This window comes from Duganella sp. GW821-FHT07G03, from assembly GCF_059418605.1.
Map to the genome: position 1 here is coordinate 87,075 of NZ_JBWKQE010000017.1, position 18,308 is coordinate 105,382.

Genomic DNA, 18,308 nt, shown 5'->3' on the forward strand with positions numbered 1-18,308 from the left:
GTAGCTCAGCTGGATAGAGTACTTGGCTACGAACCAAGGGGTCGTGGGTTCAATTCCTGCCAGCCGCACCAAAATTCGTAAGTGGAAAGGCCTGAAGAGTGATCTTCAGGCCTTTTTTCTTTACGCCTGCCTTGCGCCACCGTCTGTGTACGCCAGCGCACGATGCAACTCAGCAATTGTCGCTATCCTGTCTCAAACAGCCAGGAGAATACAATGACCACCTCACACGCCACCAGCTTCACCTTCATGGAAAGCCAGATCGAAGCTTCCGCCTACAACAAGGAAGGGCAGTGGCTACCCGAATACCGCGTGCTGAAACATGCCGACGACGCCACGCCGTTGAAGCGGCCGCAAATCCTCGGCTTTGCCGACCGCGAAACGGCGGTATTGATGGCGGTGGAATATGGCAGCTACGAAATCCGCTGCCGGGAATACGAGGAAAAATATGCCCGCGTGCGCCACTGAAAAGCGCGCCGTAAAAAAGTTGCCGCGGCTCTTCTTGATTTGAGTTTCCCCTGCTATAATGTTGTCTTTCGCGGCTGTAGCTCAGCTGGATAGAGTACTTGGCTACGAACCAAGGGGTCGTGGGTTCAATTCCTGCCAGCCGCACCAAAATTCGTAAGACGAAAGGCCTGAAGAGTGATCTTCAGGCCTTTTTTCTATTTGCGCGAGGCTTTATCGCATTGGGCCGAGAGGATGGACCGCTGCATCGCGTCGCCGACGCCGCGGATGTGGTCCGGCGTGCAGGTCGCGGCGCTGACGGCCACCGGCTGCACCTGCCGGGCAAGGCTGCGGTAGCCGAACACGCCGAGCAAAGCGGCGGCGGCCAGCGTGATGAGGACGTTGGTTTTGGATTTCAAAAAATCATTCCTTATTTGATAGTACTTCCATGATACATGGACCCCGTGCGATGATTGTCCGATCATAGTCCCGGAGGAGCGTGCATGACCATCATCACTACCGTCGAAGACCTGCGTGTCTTGGCCCAGAAGCGCGTGCCGCGCATGTTCTACGATTATGCTGATGCCGGCTCGTGGACCGAATCGACCTATCGCGCCAACGTCGACGATTTCCAGTCCATCAAATTCCGCCAGCGCGTGGCCGTCAACCTGGAAAACCGCACGCTGAAAAGCACCATGGTCGGGCAAGAGGTGGCGATGCCGGTGGCGCTGGCGCCGACCGGCCTGACCGGCATGCAGCATGCCGACGGCGAGATCCTCGCCGCCAGGGCGGCGGAAAAATTCGGCGTGCCGTTCACCCTGTCGACCATGAGCATCTGCTCGATCGAAGACATCGCCGCCAACACCAGCAAGCCTTTCTGGTTCCAGCTGTACGTGATGAAGGACCGCGAATTCATCAATCGCCTGATCGACCGCGCCAAGGCCGCGCGCTGCTCGGCGCTGGTGCTGACCTTGGACTTGCAGGTGCTGGGCCAGCGCCACAAGGACTTGCGCAACGGCCTGTCGGCGCCGCCCAAGCTCACCATCGCCAACATCGTCAACATGGCGAGCAAGCCGCGCTGGGTGCTGGGCATGCTGGGTACCCAGCGCCGCAGCTTCGGCAACATCGTCGGCCATGCCTCGTCGGTGTCGGACATGTCGTCGCTGTCGGCGTGGACCAGCCAGCAGTTCGACCTGAGCCTGTCGTGGAAAGACGTCGAGTGGATCAAGCAGCGCTGGGGCGGCAAGCTGATTATCAAGGGCATCATGGACGCGGAAGACGCGCGGCTGGCGGTGGAAAGCGGCGCCGACGCGCTGATCGTCTCCAACCACGGCGGCCGCCAACTGGACGGCGCGCAGTCGTCGATCGGCGCGCTGCCGGCCATTGTCGACGCGGTCGGCGGGCAGATCGAAATCCACATGGACGGCGGCGTGCGCTCCGGCCAGGACGTGATCAAGGCGCTGGCGCTGGGCGCCAAAGGCGTCTACATCGGCCGCCCCTTCCTGTATGGCCTGGGCGCGATGGGCGAGCAGGGCGTCAGCAAATGCCTGGACATCATCCGCAACGAGCTGGATTTGACGATGGCCTTCTGCGGCCTGCGCGACGTCACCAAGGTCGATAAAAACATCCTGCTGCCGGGTAGCTTTAAATGAAGCAGGCAAGCAGCGACAAGGGTTTGTTGCAGCAGGGCGTGGCCAGCCGCAGTGCGCTGATGGTAGCCATGCTGCGCGCCGCGCACCAGTTGATCGATACGCCGCTGGTGTTCGACGATCCGCTGGCCTTGTCCGTCCTCGGCCCCGAGCACGAGGCGACGGTGCGCGCCGCTCCGGAAAAATTCGACACCGGCGTGGTGCGCGTGCTGCGCGCCGCGATGGCGGTACGCAGCCGCTTCGCCGAGGACGAGCTGGCGCAGGCGCTGCGCGATGGCGTGCGCCAGTACGTGTTGCTGGGCGCCGGCCTCGATACCTACGCCTACCGCAATCGGCTGGCCGAGCTGCGCGTGTTCGAGGTCGACCATCCCGCCACCCAGCGCTGGAAGCGCGGCTTGCTGGAGCGGGCCGGCGTCGCCGCGCCGGCATCGATGAGCTACGTGCCGGTCGATTTCGAGCGCGACGACCTGGCCGAAGCGTTGACCGCCGCCGGCTGCCGCCTGGACCAGCCGGTGTTCTTTTCCTGGTTGGGCGTGACCCTGTACCTGAGCAGCGACGCCGTGTTCGACACGCTGGCCTTCGTCGCCGGCCTGGCGCCCGGCAGCGGCATCGTGTTCGACTACGGCGTGGTGCCGGAGCTGCTCAACCCCATGGAGCGCATGGGCATGGCCTACTTCGCCAAGAAGTACGAGGCCGAGGGCGAACCGTGGATTTCCTACTTCGCGCCCGAGGTGCTGGCCTGCGAATTGCGGGCGCTCGGCTTCGGCGACGTCTCCGACCACGGCGCCGACCAGCTGCGCCAGCGCTATCTTGCAAGCCGCAACGACGGCCTGCGGCTGGGCGGCGGCACGCGCCTGATGCGGGCTTATGTCAAATGAATTTGCCTGAATTAGAGTTAATGTTCTAGTACTGTTGTATTTAAAGTCATTCCTTTCTGTGCGGCAATCGTCGCGTGCTAATCTCGATTTCGGCGACTCCTTATGCGCAAAACGCATGAGGGGGCCGCCTTTCATTCACTTCATAATAGGAAAAAGAAATGGAAATCCTGATCGACACGACCTTCATCTCGATTACCGATTCGACCGAATCGGAATATCTGCACGACGACATGAGCGGCGCCCTGGCTGACGTCAGCGTCTCTTGCTGCACCTGCTCCTGCTCCTGCTGCTGCTAATTGCCAGCTGGTGGGCGGGATGGCGGTGCGTATTGCTCCGCCGTCCCGCCTTTCCGGAGGTTGGATGAATGTTCTGACGATAGGTCTTCACAATGAATGAGTCACTTTACGTATCGCCGCTGGCGGAAATCACCACGCTGGGCGAGGACAAGATAGCCATGTCCGTGGTCGGCCGCCGGTTCACGGTCGAGGACAAGGTCGGTATGCTCAAGAGCATCCTGGACCAGGCCGGGCAAGGCGTGCGACTGGCCGCGCTGACCGAGGCGATGGCCGACAGCTTCCCGCCCGAGGCGGTCGAGGCGGCGGTAACGGCGCTGGTCAACGCCCGTGTGCTGGTGCGCGACGACGCCCGCGTCGGCGGCGACGCCACCCATCAGCATCTGCAGCACCGGCGCGAACTCGATGCGCTGATCCCGCGCGACCAATTGGCCGCCTACGACCGCGCCAACTGGCTGCTGGTGCTGGCCGGCGAGGGCGCCTGCGCCGACGCGCTGGCCGAGGCGCTGACCCAGATGAACGTGCCGCTGCGGCGCATCGGCCGCGATGGCGAATTGCCGCCGGCCGACGCCATCGGCGAGCAACGCGCGCTGCTGCTGGTGTGCTCCGATTTCGAGGACTTCGCGTCCTTCCGCGCGATGAACGCCAAGGCGGTCGAACGCGGCATGGCCAGCCTGTACCTGGGCATCGACTGGAGCACGGTGCAATGCGGCCCGCTGGTGATGCCCAAGGCGACCGCCTGCTACGAATGCTATTTTCACCGGGTGCGCAGCACGCGCAAGTTCGTCGCCGAATTCGACGTGCGCAGCAAGCCGGAGAACATCCTGTACCACGCGCTGCCGAGCAAGCTGGCGATCCAGTTCGGCGTGGCCGAGGCCTCGCGCCTGGTGCTGCAATACCTGAGCGGCACCTTGGACGACCTGCACCACAGCGTGTTCAGCGAGATCGATAGCCTGAGCGGCGAGACCCATCGCAGCCGCATCCTGCGCCTGCCGCGTTGCGCGTGTTGTGGCAACGCCAGCACGGCGCGGCCGGTCGGTACCGTGTTCCAGCAATCGCTGCTGCGTCGCCGGGCCTAAGCCATGGAACGACTTTCCGACGCTGCGCGCCTGGCGCTGATCCACGAAGCCCTGGTGCACCGCCGCCACGGCATCATCACCACCTTGCTGGAAGAGACCGAGCATCCCGATGCGCGCGGCCTCTTCGTCTTCAACGCGCTGATGGTCGACGTCAAGGCGATGATGATCGATCCGTCGCGCGCCAAACCTAACAACCCGACCAGCGACCGCGCCAGCCTGGCCGGTTCCGGCGCCGCGTTCGACCGCACCTCGGCCCTGTGGGCGGCGTTCGGCGAGGCGATCGAGCGCTACTCGGCCGCCGTGCATTTCGACGACCAGCTGCACTACGCCAGCCAGGCCCAATTGGGCGCGGCGGCCGTGGGTCTGGAACAGTTTGTGTTGTTCTCGCCGGAGCAGTACGCGGCTGAGGGCTTTGAATTCTCCGCCCCCGATGCGGACGTCACCCGCGCCTGGGCTGCCGCGACCGACCTGTGCGACCCGCAGCGCGAGTGCTATGTGCCGGCGCAGATGGTCTACCTCGGCATGCAGGTGAAGAACCAGTGCGAGATCGTCTTTCAATCGTCATCGACCGGCCTGGCGTGCGGCATGGACGAACAGCGCGCCATCCTGAGCGGCTTATGCGAAGTGATCGAACGCGACGCCTTTGCGGCGATGTGGCAGATGCGCTACGCGCCGCGCCGGCTGGAAGTGGGCCCTGAAGCGCGGGCGGCGCTGCTGCCCGGCGTGCGGCGCGCGCTGGACCATCCGTCGCTGGACGTGCGGCTGTGGGACATCACCACCGATGTCGGCCTGCCGGTGGTGCTGTGCCTGGCGCGCAGCCGCAACGACGGCACCATGTCGCTGGGCGCCAGCGCGCAGTTGGGCGTCGGCCAGGCGATCAACAAGGCGGTGATCGAAGCGCTGCACGGTTATTGCTGGGCGAGTTCCATCCTCGGCGCCGGCACGCCGCTGCCGGAGCGCGCGGCGATCCGCAATCCGGGCGACCATTTCGCCTATTTCCTGGAGCCGTCGCGCCAGCAGGCGATGGATTTCCTGTTCACGAACGCGGCGACCATCGACAGCGGCGACGCCTCCCTGCATCAACTGGCCACGCTGGACGATTTGCTGGCGCGCCTGCGCGCGATGGGCTTGCCGGCGCTGGCGGTGGATGTGACGTCGGAGGATATCGCCAGCCTGGGCTTCTGCGTGGTGCGCTCGCTGATCCCCGGCCTGCATCCGCTGCTGTTCGGCGACGGCATGTTGAGCCGCGACGAGCGCCGCCTGCGCCAGATCGCCCGCCACTGGGGGCTGGCCGAGGTGCCGCCGCCGAATGACTATCCTCACCCTTTCCCATGATGCGGACCTCACATGAACCATAGTTTGCAAGAACTGCTGCCGCCGCAGGCCATGGCGGGCGATTTCGACATCGACGACCCGGCCGAGATCCTGCACGAGCAGACCAAGTTCCATCGCGCCACGCTGGCGGGCCAGGTCAAGAACATCGTCCGCTACCTGCGGCATCCTGCCTTCATCGCGCGCGGCGCGGCCGGCTACAATGTGTTCGCCTCCTGTCCGAAGATAGACCTGCCGGAGCCTGACCTGGCGCTGGGCGAACTGGCGGCGGCGATGGCGGGGCGCACCAGCGCGCGCGGCTTCGCGCCGGAACTCAGCCTGCGCGAGGTTTCGAGCCTGCTGCACCACGCGGTGCGTGTGAACCGCTATCGCAGCAGCGACGCCGCACCGCACGTCAAGCTGGCGTTCCGCGCCTATCCATCGCCGGGCGGCCTGTATCCGACCGAGTTTTACTTCTTCCTGAACCAGGTTGTCGGTGTCGAACCATGCATCGCCCACTACGACGCGCGCGAGCACTGCCTGCGGGTGTTGAAGCCACAGGATGGCGACGCCTTCGGCAGCGCCGAAGTACGCGGCGGCGAGCAGTCGATCAAGGCGCCGCTGGTGTGCGTGATGACCAGCGTGCCGCAGCGCGCCACCGCCAAATACGGCGCCCGTGGCTATCGCATGGCGCTGCTCGAAGCCGGCCACGCGTCGCAGAACCTGTGCCTGGCGGCGCAGGGACTGGGCATGGGATCGCTGGTCTACGGCGCTTACTATGACGACGAACTGGCGGCGCTGCTCGATATCGACGGCGTGACCGAGACCGTGGTGTCGGTCATGTTGCTGGGACGCGAGGCACAGCAGGAGAGCGCCAAGCCATGAACGACAACGCCATCCGTGTGCTGGGCGATGCAGTACCTGCGGCTGGAGCCAGCCTGCGGCAGGGCGCGTTCGCGCTGCTGCGCCACGCGGCGGCGGGCGAGCGCGCTGCCGCACTGGCGGAGCTGGACCAGCTGTTCGCGCTGCGTGGACGCTTCCATGCCTATCCGCTGCTGCTCGATATGGTGGTGGGCAAGCAGGCCTGGCACCCGAGCGGATCGCTGTTCGCGCTTGGCGCCGAGCCGCTGCCGCCAGCCTTGCAGGCCCATTTTGAAGAGGCGATCGCTTGCTGCGCCAGCTTCCTGGAGTTGCCGGCGCCGTGCATCCTGCTGCAATGCCGCGCCGAGAGCAGAGACCTGCACCTGACGATGGAGAGCTTCCCCGGACTGGCCGTGCTGCGCCTGTCCACGCTGTCGCCCGGCTATCCCGACGATCTGCGCTCGGTGCAGTTTCACGAGGTGGCGCACTGCTTCCTGACCTGCGGCGTGCGTCTGCTGGACGAGGGGCTGGCGCATTTCTTCGCCAGCCGTCACGCGGGCGCCACGCTGCCGGCGGCGGACATGGATCTGCTGCCGCCGATGCGCACGCTGTTGAGCCGCAGCGCCGACAGCATGTTCGGCGAAAGCGTGGATAGCGATCTGGCGGTGTACAAGTCCGCCTGCCGCGTCGGCGCCGATTTGCTGGAAGCGATTTACTCGCTGGGCGGGGCGGGACGCATCACGCGCCTGTTCGCCGCCGTGGCGCGGGCCGGCTCGGAAGCCCAGGTTGTGCGTCTGGTGGAAGAGGCGAGCGGGCAGAGTTTTCCCGCTGTCGCCCGCAACGGCGGACCAAGTGCCGAGCAGGCCGCGCTGATCGAACGCGCGCGCCAGGCCGTGTTCACCGCATGGATCAACAAGCATCCGGCGGACCTGGACGAGGCCATCACCGCCCTGGAGGCGGACGAAATCTATGCTGAACCTGCGCTGCTCGACAGCCTGCTCGGCGCGCGCATCAACCGCGCGCTATTGCAGGTCAATTTCGCGACCGCGCCGACAGCCGACGAACTGGCGCAGCTGGACATGCTGCTCAAGGCCGGGGAATGCCTGCCGCAAGGACGCCTGTGGCTATGGCGCGGCACGCACGCGATCCTGATGATTTTGCTGGCCCGGCCCAACATCATCAAAGTCGCCAGCGCCGGCCAGCAGGCGATCAACGCCTTCAATAAGGCCGTGCAGCTGATACCGAACGATCCCGATCTGCTGGTGCAGCACGCATCGTTGCTGCTGCACGCGCCGCCCGCATACGGCGGTGACCGCGACCTGGGTGTGAGCAAACTGCGACAGGCGATGTTGGACCCGGTCTACCGCGAACACGCGCGCCAGGTCTTGCTGGAATATGGCGTCGAGATGCCGGTGGAGGAGGTTGTTGTTCCCGCTGCGGCGCAGCCGTTGAACGCGCCACCATCGGCGCCCGCACCGGCGCTGCTGGAACTGAGCGGCGTGGAGCTGCGGCTGTCGTCCTCCTTCACGCTGCGTCCTGGTGCGCTGACGGTGCGGCGCGGCGAACGCGTGGCCTTCATCGGCCGTAACGGCAGCGGCAAATCGATGCTGATGGAAACGCTGCTGGGATTGCGACAGCCCGACCGCGGCACCGTCGCGCTGCACCTGGGCGATCCACGCGATGCGGCCACACGCCAGCGCATCGGCGGCCTGTTGCAAGGCTACGACTTGCCGGGCCAGACCAAGGTGCGCGAGATGATGGCGCTGCACCAGGCCATGTATCACCGCACCGACGCCGCAGTCACCCGCGCACTGGGACTGGACGAACTGCGCGACCGATACTGGCAGCAGCTGTCGCGCGGCCAGAAACAGCGCGTGATGCTGTGGATGGCGTTGGCCCATGTGCCGGAGCTGGCCATCCTCGACGAACCGTCGCTGGGACTGGACGAATGGTTCGCCCGCGCGCTGCGCGAGCTGCTGGCCGCCTTGCCGGTGACGCTGCTGGTGATCTCGCACGCGCCGTCCGATTTGCTGGGCATGGACCGCATCTGCTGCCTCGACGATGGCCGCATCGTCGCCGAGGGAACGCTGGCATCGCTGATGGAAAAACGAGTCGGTCAATTCAAAGGCGTACTGCGTCAACAACTGTCGGAGGCGGGGTTGCAGGCCCTGCGCGCGCTGCCAGCACTGGTGCAAGCGCCGCGTGAACGCGACGGCGCCTGGGAACTGTTCGGCGGCGCCGGTTTCGACCAGGCCTTCCGCCAGTTTATCGAACAGCAGCGCATCGGCGCGTTCAGCCTGGAGCCCGTGTCGGTCGAGGACTTCCTCGCCGACGTCACCCAAATCGTGCCCACAACGGGGCAGTCATCATGAAAATACTTCTGCATCTGGTCAAAGCCGATCTGGCCATGTTCTTGCGCGGGAAGCTGGCGCTGTTCTGGACCTTTGCCTTCCCCCTGCTGATGCTGGTCATGCAGATGGCCTTGTTCGGCCAGGACGTCAAGCTTGGCCCCGTGTCGCTGGCGATCGTCGATCTCGATCGCAGCACCGAGAGCGGCGCCTACTTGCGGCAGTTGCAGTCTGGCCTGCGCCAGCAGCACAGCGTGGATTTCGCTCCCGTGACGACACCCGCCGACGGCGCGGCGGCGCAGGCCGACTTCGTGCTGACGATACCGGCCGGTTTCGCCGCCAACGTCGCCGCCGGCCGCACCACGGACATGGCGCTGCGCAGCGGCCATGGCGCGGGCGCCGCATTCGATGCCGCCTATGGCCTGCTGCGCGGCTACAGCGACGCCTACAACCTGAACGGCCTGAATGCGCCGCCGCGTGTGGCCCTGCCACCGCCGCCGCCCGCCGCCGAGCAAACGCTGGACTACCGCCTGTTCCTCGTCACCGGCCTGGCCGGCATGGTGATACTGTCCACCAGTTTGATGGGATTTGCAGGCCCGCTGGTGGCCGCGCGCGAGGGCGGCATGTTCCGCATGTACCAGCTGTTCCCGATGCCGACCGGCGTCGTGGTGGCCGCATGGTGCGTGTCGCGGCTGTTGATCGTGCTGGCGGCCAGCCTGGCGATGTTCGTCGCCGCCTGGGCGATCTACGGTGTACGCATCAGCGCCGACGGCATGCAGGTAGCCGCCGCCATCGCCATGCTGGCCTTGGGCGCGGGCGCTTTCCTGGCGTTGGGATTGCTGATTGCAGCCATGACCAACAGCGTGGCCGCCGCCACCATGTTCTGCAATCTGCTGTATTTCCCGCTGCTGTTTTCGGGTAATCTCATGGTCCCGCTGGGCGGTCTGCCCAAGCTGGCCCGCGAGGTGTTGGATTGTTTGCCGCTCAACGCGATGATGTCGAGCATACGACGCGGCCTGACCGGCGGCATGGAGTGGAGCACGGATATCTACAGTGTGGCCTTGCTGTCGGTGATGCTGATAGCCTGCCTGGCGCTGTCGGCGCGGCGTTTTACATGGATGCCGCGCTCCTGAAAAATGAGACCTGACATGAACGAACAAAATCGATCAAACCTGCAGCGGGACGAAGACACGCGCAGCAAATTGCGCCGCCTTCCGCTAATCGCCACCATGAGCATTGTCGCGTGTGTGGGCGTGGTGCTGGCTTTGCTGTTGTCGCGGGCGCCGCAAGCGGCTTCGGTGCAAACGCCGTCGCTGGCGGCTGGCGCCAGTGTCACCATCAAGTTGACCGGTGTCGCCGGCAGCAAAGGCATGGTCATGGCGGCTCTGTGTGACAAGGCGACCTTTCTCAAGCGCTGCCCGTATATGCAGACGGTGGCGGCGTCGCCGGTCGTCAGCTTGAAGTTCGAAGGCGTCAAGCCCGGCACGTACGCGGCCATGTTGTTCCACGACGAGAACGGCAACGGTGAATTCGACCGCTCGGCCAACGGCATGCCGCTGGAGGGCTATGCATTCTCGCGCAACGCCAAGGGCAAGTACGGGCCGCCATCCTTCGAGGATGCGGCGGTGGAAGTCAAGGCTGGCAAAGCGGTGTTCGATATCGACATGGTTTACTGATGGCGGCGATTCTGGAAGTAGACGCGGTATCGAAACACTATCTGCGCGGCGATGAGCGCATCGTGGCGCTGGACCGGGTATCGTTTCGCATCGATCAACCCAGCGTGACGGCCATCGCCGGGCCGTCGGGCAGCGGCAAGAGTACCTTGCTCGGCATGCTGGCGCGTTTCGACCGGCCGGACAGCGGCAGCATCAGCGTCGATGGCGAACGGCTGGACCAGATCGCGGAACCGAAGCTGGACCAGTACCGCAACCGCAAGCTCGGTTTCGTTTTCCAGCAATTCAATCTGGTCGGCACGCTGACGGCGCAGGAGAACGTGGAGCTGGCGCTGGCGCCGCAGAAGCTGTCACCGGCTGAACGTAGCCGCCGCGCCATCGAAGCGCTGCAGATGGTCGGCATGGATCATCGCCTCAAGCACGAACCGTCCGAACTGTCGGGCGGGCAGCAGCAGCGGGTCGCCATCGCGCGGGCGCTGGTCAATCGTCCCAGCCTGGTGATCGCCGACGAGCCGACCGGTAACCTGGACGGCAAGACCGCGCAGCAGTTGCTGGAACTGATCGGTAGTTTGAATCGCCAGGTCGGCACCACGTTCGTTATCGCCACCCACGACCAGCGGGTGATGGACATGGCGCACAGCGTGGTGCGGCTGGCGGATGGCAGGCAGGTCGCATGATGCAATGGCTGACGCTCGCGCTGCGCAACGTACGCCGCAATGGACGGCGCTCCCTTCTGCTGGGCGGCACCATAGGCGTGGGCACGCTGGCGCTGCTGCTGTTTGTGGCATACATCGCCGCTTCGCTGGATGGCCTGCGCGAGAGCACGATCCGCAGCGGATTGGGACACGCGCAGCTGGCGGGCGCCGGGCAGTTTGACGGCTACGCCGAACAGCAGCTGCAATATGGCTTGGATCGGCCGGCGCTGGCGCAGCTTGAAACGCTGTTGGCGCAGGAGCCGCAGGTGCGTCGCGTCGTTCCGCGCTTGTTGTTCGCCGGTCTGGTTTCGAACGGCGCACGCACGCTCAATTTCGAGGGCAGCGGCGTGATGCCGGACCGCGAGCGCCAGGCGTTCGGCGCCTTCCAGGCATTATCTGCCGGCGTCCCGCTGAACGCCAAGCCGGCAGGGCGATATCAAGTCCTGATCGGCAAGGAGATGGCGCGGCGCCTGTCGGTCAAGCCCGGCAATTCGATCACGCTGATGACCACCACCGTCAGTGGCAGCGTCAACGCGATGGATCTGGAAGTGGCGGGTCTGGTGGCGACCGGCGTTCCGCAGACCGATTTGTACCTGCTGCAAATGCCGCTCGAAACGGCGCAAGAGCTGCTGCGCACGACCAAGGTATCCAGTGTCGCCGTGCTGTACCAGGACACTGCGCAGGCAGACGCGGTATCGGCGCGTTTGCGTGCGGCCATGGACGGTGCGCATGTCGAGCTGCGCACCTGGCAGGCGCTGGCGCCATTGTATTCGCAGGTACTGGCCTTGTACCGCAATCAGTTCCTGGTGTTTGGCGTTGTGATCTGCATCATCGTCTTCCTCGGTGTGGCGGCGATGACGCTGACCACCATCTATGAGCGGGGCAGGGAGATCGGCACCATGCGCGCGATGGGCATAGGCCACGCGCAGGTGCGGCGTTTGTTCGTCATGGAGGGCATGTTGCAAGGCGTGTTTGGCGCGTGCGCCGGCGCGCTGCTGGCGTTTGGCGCCATCCTGTTGATCAACGCCGCACATATCGAACTTGCGCCGCCGCCCGGCCGCAACGCCGGCGTGCTGCTGCAAATGCTGTGGGTGCCGTCGTACAGCGCCGCCATTATCTGCGCCTTGCCGCTGGTGGCGATGCTGGCTGCATGGGTGATCAGCCGTCGCATCGGTCGCATGCCGATCATGTCATCCCTTTCCATACAGTGAGCCAGCTCCATGCCATTTCAATTTGACCGTATCCGCTGGCTTGTGAGCTGCGCCATCCTGGTCGCCGGTCCGGCGATGGCCGCGCCGTCGGCGCAGGAGATTCTGCGGCAGGTGGACCGCTACCGCATGCCGTTCGACAGTTTCGAGGCGGCGGTGCGCATTGTGCCGGTGCAGGGCGGCCAGGAGCAGGAGCCTGGCACCTACGTGATACGTGGCGCGAATCACAATCAGGTGCTGGTGGAGGCGACCAGCATCGACCAGCGCGGCCAAAAGTTCCTGACCACCGATGCCGGCATCTTTTTCTACGCGCCCCGCACCCGCCGCGCTATCCGTCTGACACCGCTGCAAACGCTGCGCGGCAAGGCGTCGATCGGCGACCTGGCGCGGATCAGCTTCACGAACGATTATGACGTCGTGACGATGGAAACGCCTCCCGCGTCCTGCACGGGCGACTGCATCGCGCTGGCGCTAAGCAGCAAGAACGAAGCGGCGACCTATACGCGCATTACGCTGTTGGTGACGAAGCAGCGCGGCCAGTACGTGCCGCAGAAGGCGATGCTGTATGTCGCCAGCGGCAAGCTGCTGAAGGTTGCGGAGTTCGACGCGGCTACGGGCGGCCTGCCGCCGGTCACACGCTATTTCGATCCACAACTGCCGGCCGAGCAAACGCGCGTGGTGTACGAGAAGATCAAGGCGGTGGAATTCTCCGCCAGCACCTTCAACCCGCGTAGCCTGGAACAATGAGTGTGCGCTGGCCGGCATTGATGGCGGGGTTCATGTTGTGCGGCGGCGCGCAGGCAGATGACGATTGGCTAGGCGGCTTCGCGTTGGCCAGCCAGGAAGCCACGCGCTTGCAGGCGACTCCGCTCAACGTCGATAATTTTCTGGCGATACCAACAAATAAAACGACGCTGGCGGGGCTGCTCGAAGGCCGCTTCCATGACCTGACCTGGCGCGCGCGTTTCGAAGCCCGGCGCAGCGACATCGATGGACAGCGTGGCGCTTCGTCCGCGACGCTTCAGGAACTGAATCGCGTATTTCAATTGACTCCGGCGGTAACGCTATCGCTTGGAAAACGCTTGCATGCGCTCGATCCATCCTTCGTCAACCAGCCGCTGGGCTTCCTGCAGAAGCGCACGGACCTGAGCGATCCGCTGGATGAACTGGGGCAGTCCGAAGGCTTGCCGATGGCGGTGCTGGGCTGGACCGGTTCCCAGGCCAGCCTGACGGCGATCTACAGCAAGGACGCGGCGCGGCACGCGGATGGTTATAACCGCGGCGTCGAACAATCCATCATCAAAATTGGTTACGAGTTTGAGCACCTGAGCGCCAGCGTGCTGCTGCGCCGCGCCAGCGGGGAATCCAACGGCATTGGTGCAACGCTGAGCGGGGCAGTGGGAGAGCAGCTGTCGTGGTATGGATCGGCTTACAGTGCACGCGGTACGCAACGCCCCATCGCGGGCGCGGTGCTTTCCGGCGGCGGCGACGCCACGCCAGCCTTCCTGCGCAGCGACGACGGCCGGCGCTACCAGCGCGCGACGGTCGGCTTGACTTACACCTTGCCGGACCTGCCGAAACTCCAGCTTGAATATGCCTATGATGGACGCGGCATGTCCGACAGCCAGTTTGACCGCTGGCTGGCGCTGATCGATCGCAATCAATCGTTGCCGCTGCCAGGTGCCGCGCGCAAGGGCCTGCAGGCGCAGGCGGCGCAGATGCTGGTCAGCCAGGGCGCGCGTTGGCGTTATGTCAGCGTGTCGTTGTCCCAAACAGTGGGCGACTGGGAACTGGGCGGCGGTCTCTATGCCGGCCGGGACGACAGCAGCGCTGTCTGGCACGGCATGGCCGACTATCATTACTCGCAGCGCACCACGCTGATGCTGTCTGCGCTGCACCAAACAGGAGACACCCGCTCCGAACGAGGCCTGTCGCCATTGGGCAGTACGGTCGCCATCAGGGTGCGCCGCCTGTTTTAGCTCTTTTATGAATACTTTTTCTAGTATTGCGCACACAGTTAATAATTCGGTCAGAAGCCCGAGATTTGCAAAATAGCGTTGTTCCCGGATATGATCATCTGCTGTCCATCCGGCGTCAGGGTAAGACCTACCAATGGCGGTAGAAGGGCCGGCAACGGGCCTTCGTGCACTTCGCATCGACCCTGAACCCCGGCCAGCGTCGATACGGCGCCAATTGACGTAACCATTCGAATCGTGCAGTTCCCGCTATCTGCTACATATACATTTCCCTTGGCATCCACCGCAATGCTGGCTGGGAAGGAAAAACGGGCGGCGGTACCTAGGCCATCTGCCGATCCACTTTCTTGCTGATTCATGTTAGCTGATCCAGCCAAGACTGTCACCGTACCGTCTGTTCTAATTTTTTTAATATGAGCGTGTGTGGCGCTGGAGAAGTAGACATTTCCGGCGGCATCCACAGCCACACCGTTAGCGCCGGTTGCTGTTCTGCCGTCTCCTATTGTGGTGACCACACCAGCGGGGGTTATTTTGCGAACGGCGCTATTAAATTCATCGGCGACATATACATTGCCTTTGGCATCGACTGCCAACCCCATTGGCACAAAAAACTTTGCCTCCTTACCGACGCCGTCGGCATAAGCGGCCAGTGAGAAGGAGTCGCCTGCCAACGTGGAGACCAAACCATCAGGAGTGATTTTTCGGATGGTGTTGGCTTGGGAGTCAGACACGTAAACCGTTCCTGCGCCATCGACAGCAATACCGCTAGGGCTGTAAAACCGGGCATCGGCTCCCATGCCATCTGTGGTACCTATCATGCCAGCCGTTCCGGCAAAGGTCGTTGTTACGCCAGACTTCGACACTTTGCGGACAACATTGTTGTTTGAATCGGCAACGTAAAGATTACCAGCGGCATCCGCCGCCACGGAAGAAAGTGAGTGAAACGATGCGGAACCTTTTGCGCCATCCGTCGAGCCTTGGATCAACGGCCGACCCGCTAGTGTGGATGTCAGCATTGACGGAGAAATCTTGCGGACAGTCCAGTTGCTGTCCTCAGACACATAGATGTTTCCAGCGGCGTCGGCGGAGATTCCGCTAGGCGTCCTGAGCCTTGCCGCAGTCCCCTGACCATCTAGGTAACCTAATGATCCACCAACGACGGTCGTGACTAAACCGCTTGGAGAAACAGTACGGACGGTATTGTTAAAGTAATCGGTCAGGAACAAAGTTCCGGCGCCGTTGACCGCCAGTCCCGACAGCGGTGGCATGCCGAGATCGTCGGTTTGAGGTGTGGCAAGGCTGAAGGCCGCGGCAGAACCCTGTCCGTCCAGGTTGCCGCGCGTGCGCAATGTTCCTGCCAGCGTGCTGACAGTACCCGTCGGAGTAATTCTTCTGACAAGATGATTGTAGCTGTCCGTAACATAAACAATGCCTTGGCCGTCAATGGCAATACCGTTGGGGCCGAAAAACATGGCGGCGCTACTAGTGCCATCAGCGTAACCGGAGACCCCAGCACGACCGGCGAAAGTGGTCACTACACCGTCAGGCGATACCTTACGTATCGTGCTGTTGCCGAAGTCCGAGACGTATAGAGTTCCGGAGGCATCAATGGAGATGCCAGACAACATGCCGAAACGCGCCTGGGCACCCGTGCCGTCCGCAGAGCCGACTTCCCCAGCTTTTCCCGCCAGGGTAGAAACGACGCCCAAAGGCGATATTTTTCGAATCGTTTCGTTGCAACTGTCTGTCACATACAAAAAGCCGGATTTGTCGATTGCGAGCGCAAGGGGGTGGCAAAACTGTGCAGCGGCACCCGTGCCGTCAGTTGCGCCAGTTACCCCATAAGTGCCGGCTAAGGTAGTCACAATACCTGCAGGCGTGATTTTTCGGATGATCTGGTTATACCAGTCCGCCACGTAGACATTACCGGCCGAGTCGATTGCATTGCCTTGTGGACGGTTAAACCTGGCGTTTGTGCCGGTGCCATCGGAGCGCCCCGGTCCTCCTCCCGAACCGGTCACGATCGAGAGTTGTGCAGTACGGCAAGTAATGGCGATATCCGACTGACTTGTCGTGGCAACTCCGGTGGAATTGGTGACTCCGCATAGCTGTCCAGCGGGATTGTTTGCGATGGATATGGAGTACGGAGCTCCGGATGTTGAGGCAAATGAGAATGCGGCATTGGCATTCACGTTAATCAGGCCAACCCCATTGTTCAGTAGTCCGATCTGTGCGCCGGCGGTCATTCCAGAAATACTACCGCCGATCGTCAGTTTGGTTTCTGGCGGAGGAGGCGTAAGGCAGTTGACAAGCAGATTAGTCACGTTGCTGTTGACCGTAGCGCTACCGTTTAAAATCGAACAAATCAGTCCTGCTGGCTGTGCTCCGATAGAAACCGAATATGCTGCGTTCATCTGAAATTTCTGCGGAAGCGTAAATCCGCCATTGGCGCCAAGTTGAAAAGGCGCCCCACCGTTGACTACTATGCTCACTGACGTGCCGGCCACGAGTCCCGAGACGGTTCCACTTACCGAAAACGTGGCCGTTTCAACGGGCATAACCGGGGCACTTCCGCCGCCGCCGCCACCGCCACCGCAGCCGCCTAGTAGAAACGTCGCGCTGACGATCAGTGCCGCAACGGGTGATCGAAGCACTGCGCTAAGGGGCGGTAGCTGAAATTGTATGCGTTGTAACATCGTTTGTGATTTGGATCTCATGTACACATTCGCTGGGATTGGGGAAGACTGCAAATAGCGTAAGCAGGCCAAGAGTTGCGGCATTGTACTATGGTGTTGTATAAAAAGTATCTAAAATTGGCAAGCTGATTGGGTGGACAGCATAAACGATGAGTGGTCCGTGCATTGAAATAAGGCTGAGCCTGGTCCCATTTCTATCCCTATTCGCACTGCACTCCGATATATCGCTTCGGAAAACTTTATAAGCTACCCAGTCAGCGCAGGCACTTATTAAACAACCAGGTTCTGCTGCGCTCCAGCTACCCGTCTCGAGGTTACTGATCAACTGAACAACCAGCGCCTGCATCGCCTGCAAGCTGTCCCCAAGCTGAACGTGGCGTCAGGACAAAATTTTTCAGCTGCAGATTGAGCGGCACGTTAAGGTGCTCCGACTGTTTTAAGGCAGGCTTGTATTAAATATTTACATAATATACTCTATTATTTTTAGCAACTAAATGACTGTGGATAAAAATGAAAGCAATTATTACTGGCGGCAACCGAGGTATCGGGCTCGAAATATCGAAGAAGCTTTTGAACAAGGGATTTGAAGTGCACGTCTTGTCCCGCTCCGGCGTCTCTGCCGTCATGGATGGATTAACCTCGTGGACAGCGGACGTTTCTGACTATGAGCAGTCGCTGCAGATTGTAGCGGAGATCGGGACGCCAGACGTCTTCATCAACAACGCGGGAATGATGAACGCGAAGACTGCAAGCGATTACGACAGCGAGGCAATTCTCCATATGCTCAACATGAACCTGATCTCCGCCGTGCGGCTGAGTGTTCATATGGCGGAACGGATGGCGAGGAAGGGAGGCGGTCGCATCGTCAGTATGGGTTCGATTGCAGGCGAAATCGGTCATCCGGACATCTGGTATGGCATTTCAAAAGCGGGGCTCATGAATGCCATGCGTTCGCTCGCACGAACCTACGGCGCTAGTGGCGTGATTGCTAACTCGGTCGCGCCGGGTCCCGTCGAAACGGACATGATGAAAAACATTCCGCAAGACAGAAAGGACCGCTTGAAGGCCGCGACCATTAGCCAGCGGTTCTGCCTGGCGGAGGAGGTTGCGGAAACGGTCAGCTGGCTTGCCACCGACGCACCGGCGTTCATTAACGGTGACGTTATCGATATGAACAACGGCACTAATTATCGATAGCTG

General features: G+C 62.5%; 17 protein-coding genes and 1 tRNA gene. 16 read left to right on the plus strand and 2 right to left on the minus strand.

Features of this window, described 5'->3' with window-relative positions:
• The first annotated feature begins 213 nt into the window (after positions 1–213).
• Entirely contained in the window at positions 214–465 is a 252-nt protein-coding gene (locus AC07OK_RS20670; RefSeq protein WP_494692048.1) for a hypothetical protein, read from the plus strand.
• 70 nt (positions 466–535) lie between these two features.
• Positions 536–612: transfer RNA gene (locus AC07OK_RS20675), tRNA-Arg, on the plus strand.
• Positions 613–659: 47 nt separating this feature from the next.
• On the opposite strand, the gene AC07OK_RS20680 is transcribed toward AC07OK_RS20675, so the two are convergent.
• Complete coding sequence (locus tag AC07OK_RS20680) at positions 660–860, minus strand: entry exclusion lipoprotein TrbK (RefSeq protein WP_494692049.1); 201 nt, start codon at positions 858–860, stop codon at positions 660–662.
• An 84-nt stretch (positions 861–944) separates the two neighbouring features.
• On the opposite strand from AC07OK_RS20680, the gene AC07OK_RS20685 reads away from it, so the two are divergent.
• From AC07OK_RS20685 to AC07OK_RS20745, 13 genes are all read left to right on the plus strand, one after another.
• Complete coding sequence (locus AC07OK_RS20685; protein ID WP_494692050.1) at positions 945–2,093, plus strand: alpha-hydroxy acid oxidase; 1,149 nt, start codon at positions 945–947, stop codon at positions 2,091–2,093.
• On the plus strand, positions 2,090–2,968 hold the full coding sequence (locus AC07OK_RS20690) for a class I SAM-dependent methyltransferase (RefSeq protein ID WP_494692051.1): 879 nt from the start codon (positions 2,090–2,092) through the stop codon (positions 2,966–2,968). Before AC07OK_RS20685 ends, AC07OK_RS20690 begins: the two co-directional genes overlap by 4 nt.
• A gap of 158 nt (positions 2,969–3,126) precedes the next feature.
• The gene (locus AC07OK_RS20695) at positions 3,127–3,264 is read left to right on the plus strand and encodes a hypothetical protein (protein ID WP_158567992.1); all 138 of its coding nucleotides are present in this window, start codon (positions 3,127–3,129) and stop codon (positions 3,262–3,264) included.
• 92 nt (positions 3,265–3,356) lie between these two features.
• Complete coding sequence (locus AC07OK_RS20700; RefSeq protein ID WP_494692052.1) at positions 3,357–4,340, plus strand: TOMM precursor leader peptide-binding protein; 984 nt, start codon at positions 3,357–3,359, stop codon at positions 4,338–4,340.
• 3 nt (positions 4,341–4,343) lie between these two features.
• Complete coding sequence (locus AC07OK_RS20705; protein ID WP_494692053.1) at positions 4,344–5,675, plus strand: YcaO-like family protein; 1,332 nt, start codon at positions 4,344–4,346, stop codon at positions 5,673–5,675.
• A gap of 12 nt (positions 5,676–5,687) precedes the next feature.
• Positions 5,688–6,536 carry a SagB/ThcOx family dehydrogenase gene (locus tag AC07OK_RS20710; protein WP_494692054.1) on the plus strand — a complete coding sequence of 283 codons (849 nt, stop codon included), beginning with the start codon at positions 5,688–5,690 and terminating at the stop codon, positions 6,534–6,536.
• Positions 6,533–8,884 carry an ATP-binding cassette domain-containing protein gene (locus tag AC07OK_RS20715; protein ID WP_494692055.1) on the plus strand — a complete coding sequence of 784 codons (2,352 nt, stop codon included), beginning with the start codon at positions 6,533–6,535 and terminating at the stop codon, positions 8,882–8,884. Before AC07OK_RS20710 ends, AC07OK_RS20715 begins: the two co-directional genes overlap by 4 nt.
• A complete protein-coding gene (locus AC07OK_RS20720) occupies positions 8,881–9,993 on the plus strand; it encodes an ABC transporter permease (RefSeq protein ID WP_494692056.1) in 1,113 nt (370 codons plus the stop codon). Before AC07OK_RS20715 ends, AC07OK_RS20720 begins: the two co-directional genes overlap by 4 nt.
• Positions 9,994–10,008: 15 nt before the next feature.
• The gene (locus AC07OK_RS20725; protein ID WP_494692057.1) at positions 10,009–10,536 is read left to right on the plus strand and encodes a DUF2141 domain-containing protein; all 528 of its coding nucleotides are present in this window, start codon (positions 10,009–10,011) and stop codon (positions 10,534–10,536) included.
• The gene (locus AC07OK_RS20730) at positions 10,536–11,210 is read left to right on the plus strand and encodes an ABC transporter ATP-binding protein (protein ID WP_494692058.1); all 675 of its coding nucleotides are present in this window, start codon (positions 10,536–10,538) and stop codon (positions 11,208–11,210) included. Before AC07OK_RS20725 ends, AC07OK_RS20730 begins: the two co-directional genes overlap by 1 nt.
• Entirely contained in the window at positions 11,207–12,439 is a 1,233-nt protein-coding gene (locus AC07OK_RS20735) for an ABC transporter permease (RefSeq protein ID WP_494692059.1), read from the plus strand. The genes AC07OK_RS20730 and AC07OK_RS20735 overlap by 4 nt, the downstream gene beginning before the upstream one ends.
• Positions 12,440–12,448: 9 nt before the next feature.
• Positions 12,449–13,183, plus strand: a complete 735-nt coding sequence (locus AC07OK_RS20740; protein WP_494692060.1) for an outer membrane lipoprotein-sorting protein — start codon at positions 12,449–12,451, stop codon at positions 13,181–13,183.
• Positions 13,180–14,415, plus strand: coding sequence for a hypothetical protein (locus tag AC07OK_RS20745; protein WP_494692061.1), 1,236 nt, complete (start codon positions 13,180–13,182; stop codon positions 14,413–14,415). The genes AC07OK_RS20740 and AC07OK_RS20745 overlap by 4 nt, the downstream gene beginning before the upstream one ends.
• A 50-nt stretch (positions 14,416–14,465) precedes the next feature.
• On the opposite strand, the gene AC07OK_RS20750 is transcribed toward AC07OK_RS20745, so the two are convergent.
• On the minus strand, positions 14,466–17,129 hold the full coding sequence (locus AC07OK_RS20750) for a hypothetical protein (RefSeq protein WP_494692062.1): 2,664 nt from the start codon (positions 17,127–17,129) through the stop codon (positions 14,466–14,468).
• A gap of 489 nt (positions 17,130–17,618) precedes the next feature.
• Here AC07OK_RS20750 and AC07OK_RS20755 point away from each other — a divergent pair, with 489 nt between their 5' ends.
• A complete protein-coding gene (locus tag AC07OK_RS20755) occupies positions 17,619–18,305 on the plus strand; it encodes an SDR family NAD(P)-dependent oxidoreductase (RefSeq protein WP_494692063.1) in 687 nt (228 codons plus the stop codon).
• The last annotated feature ends 3 nt before the right edge of the window (positions 18,306–18,308 follow it).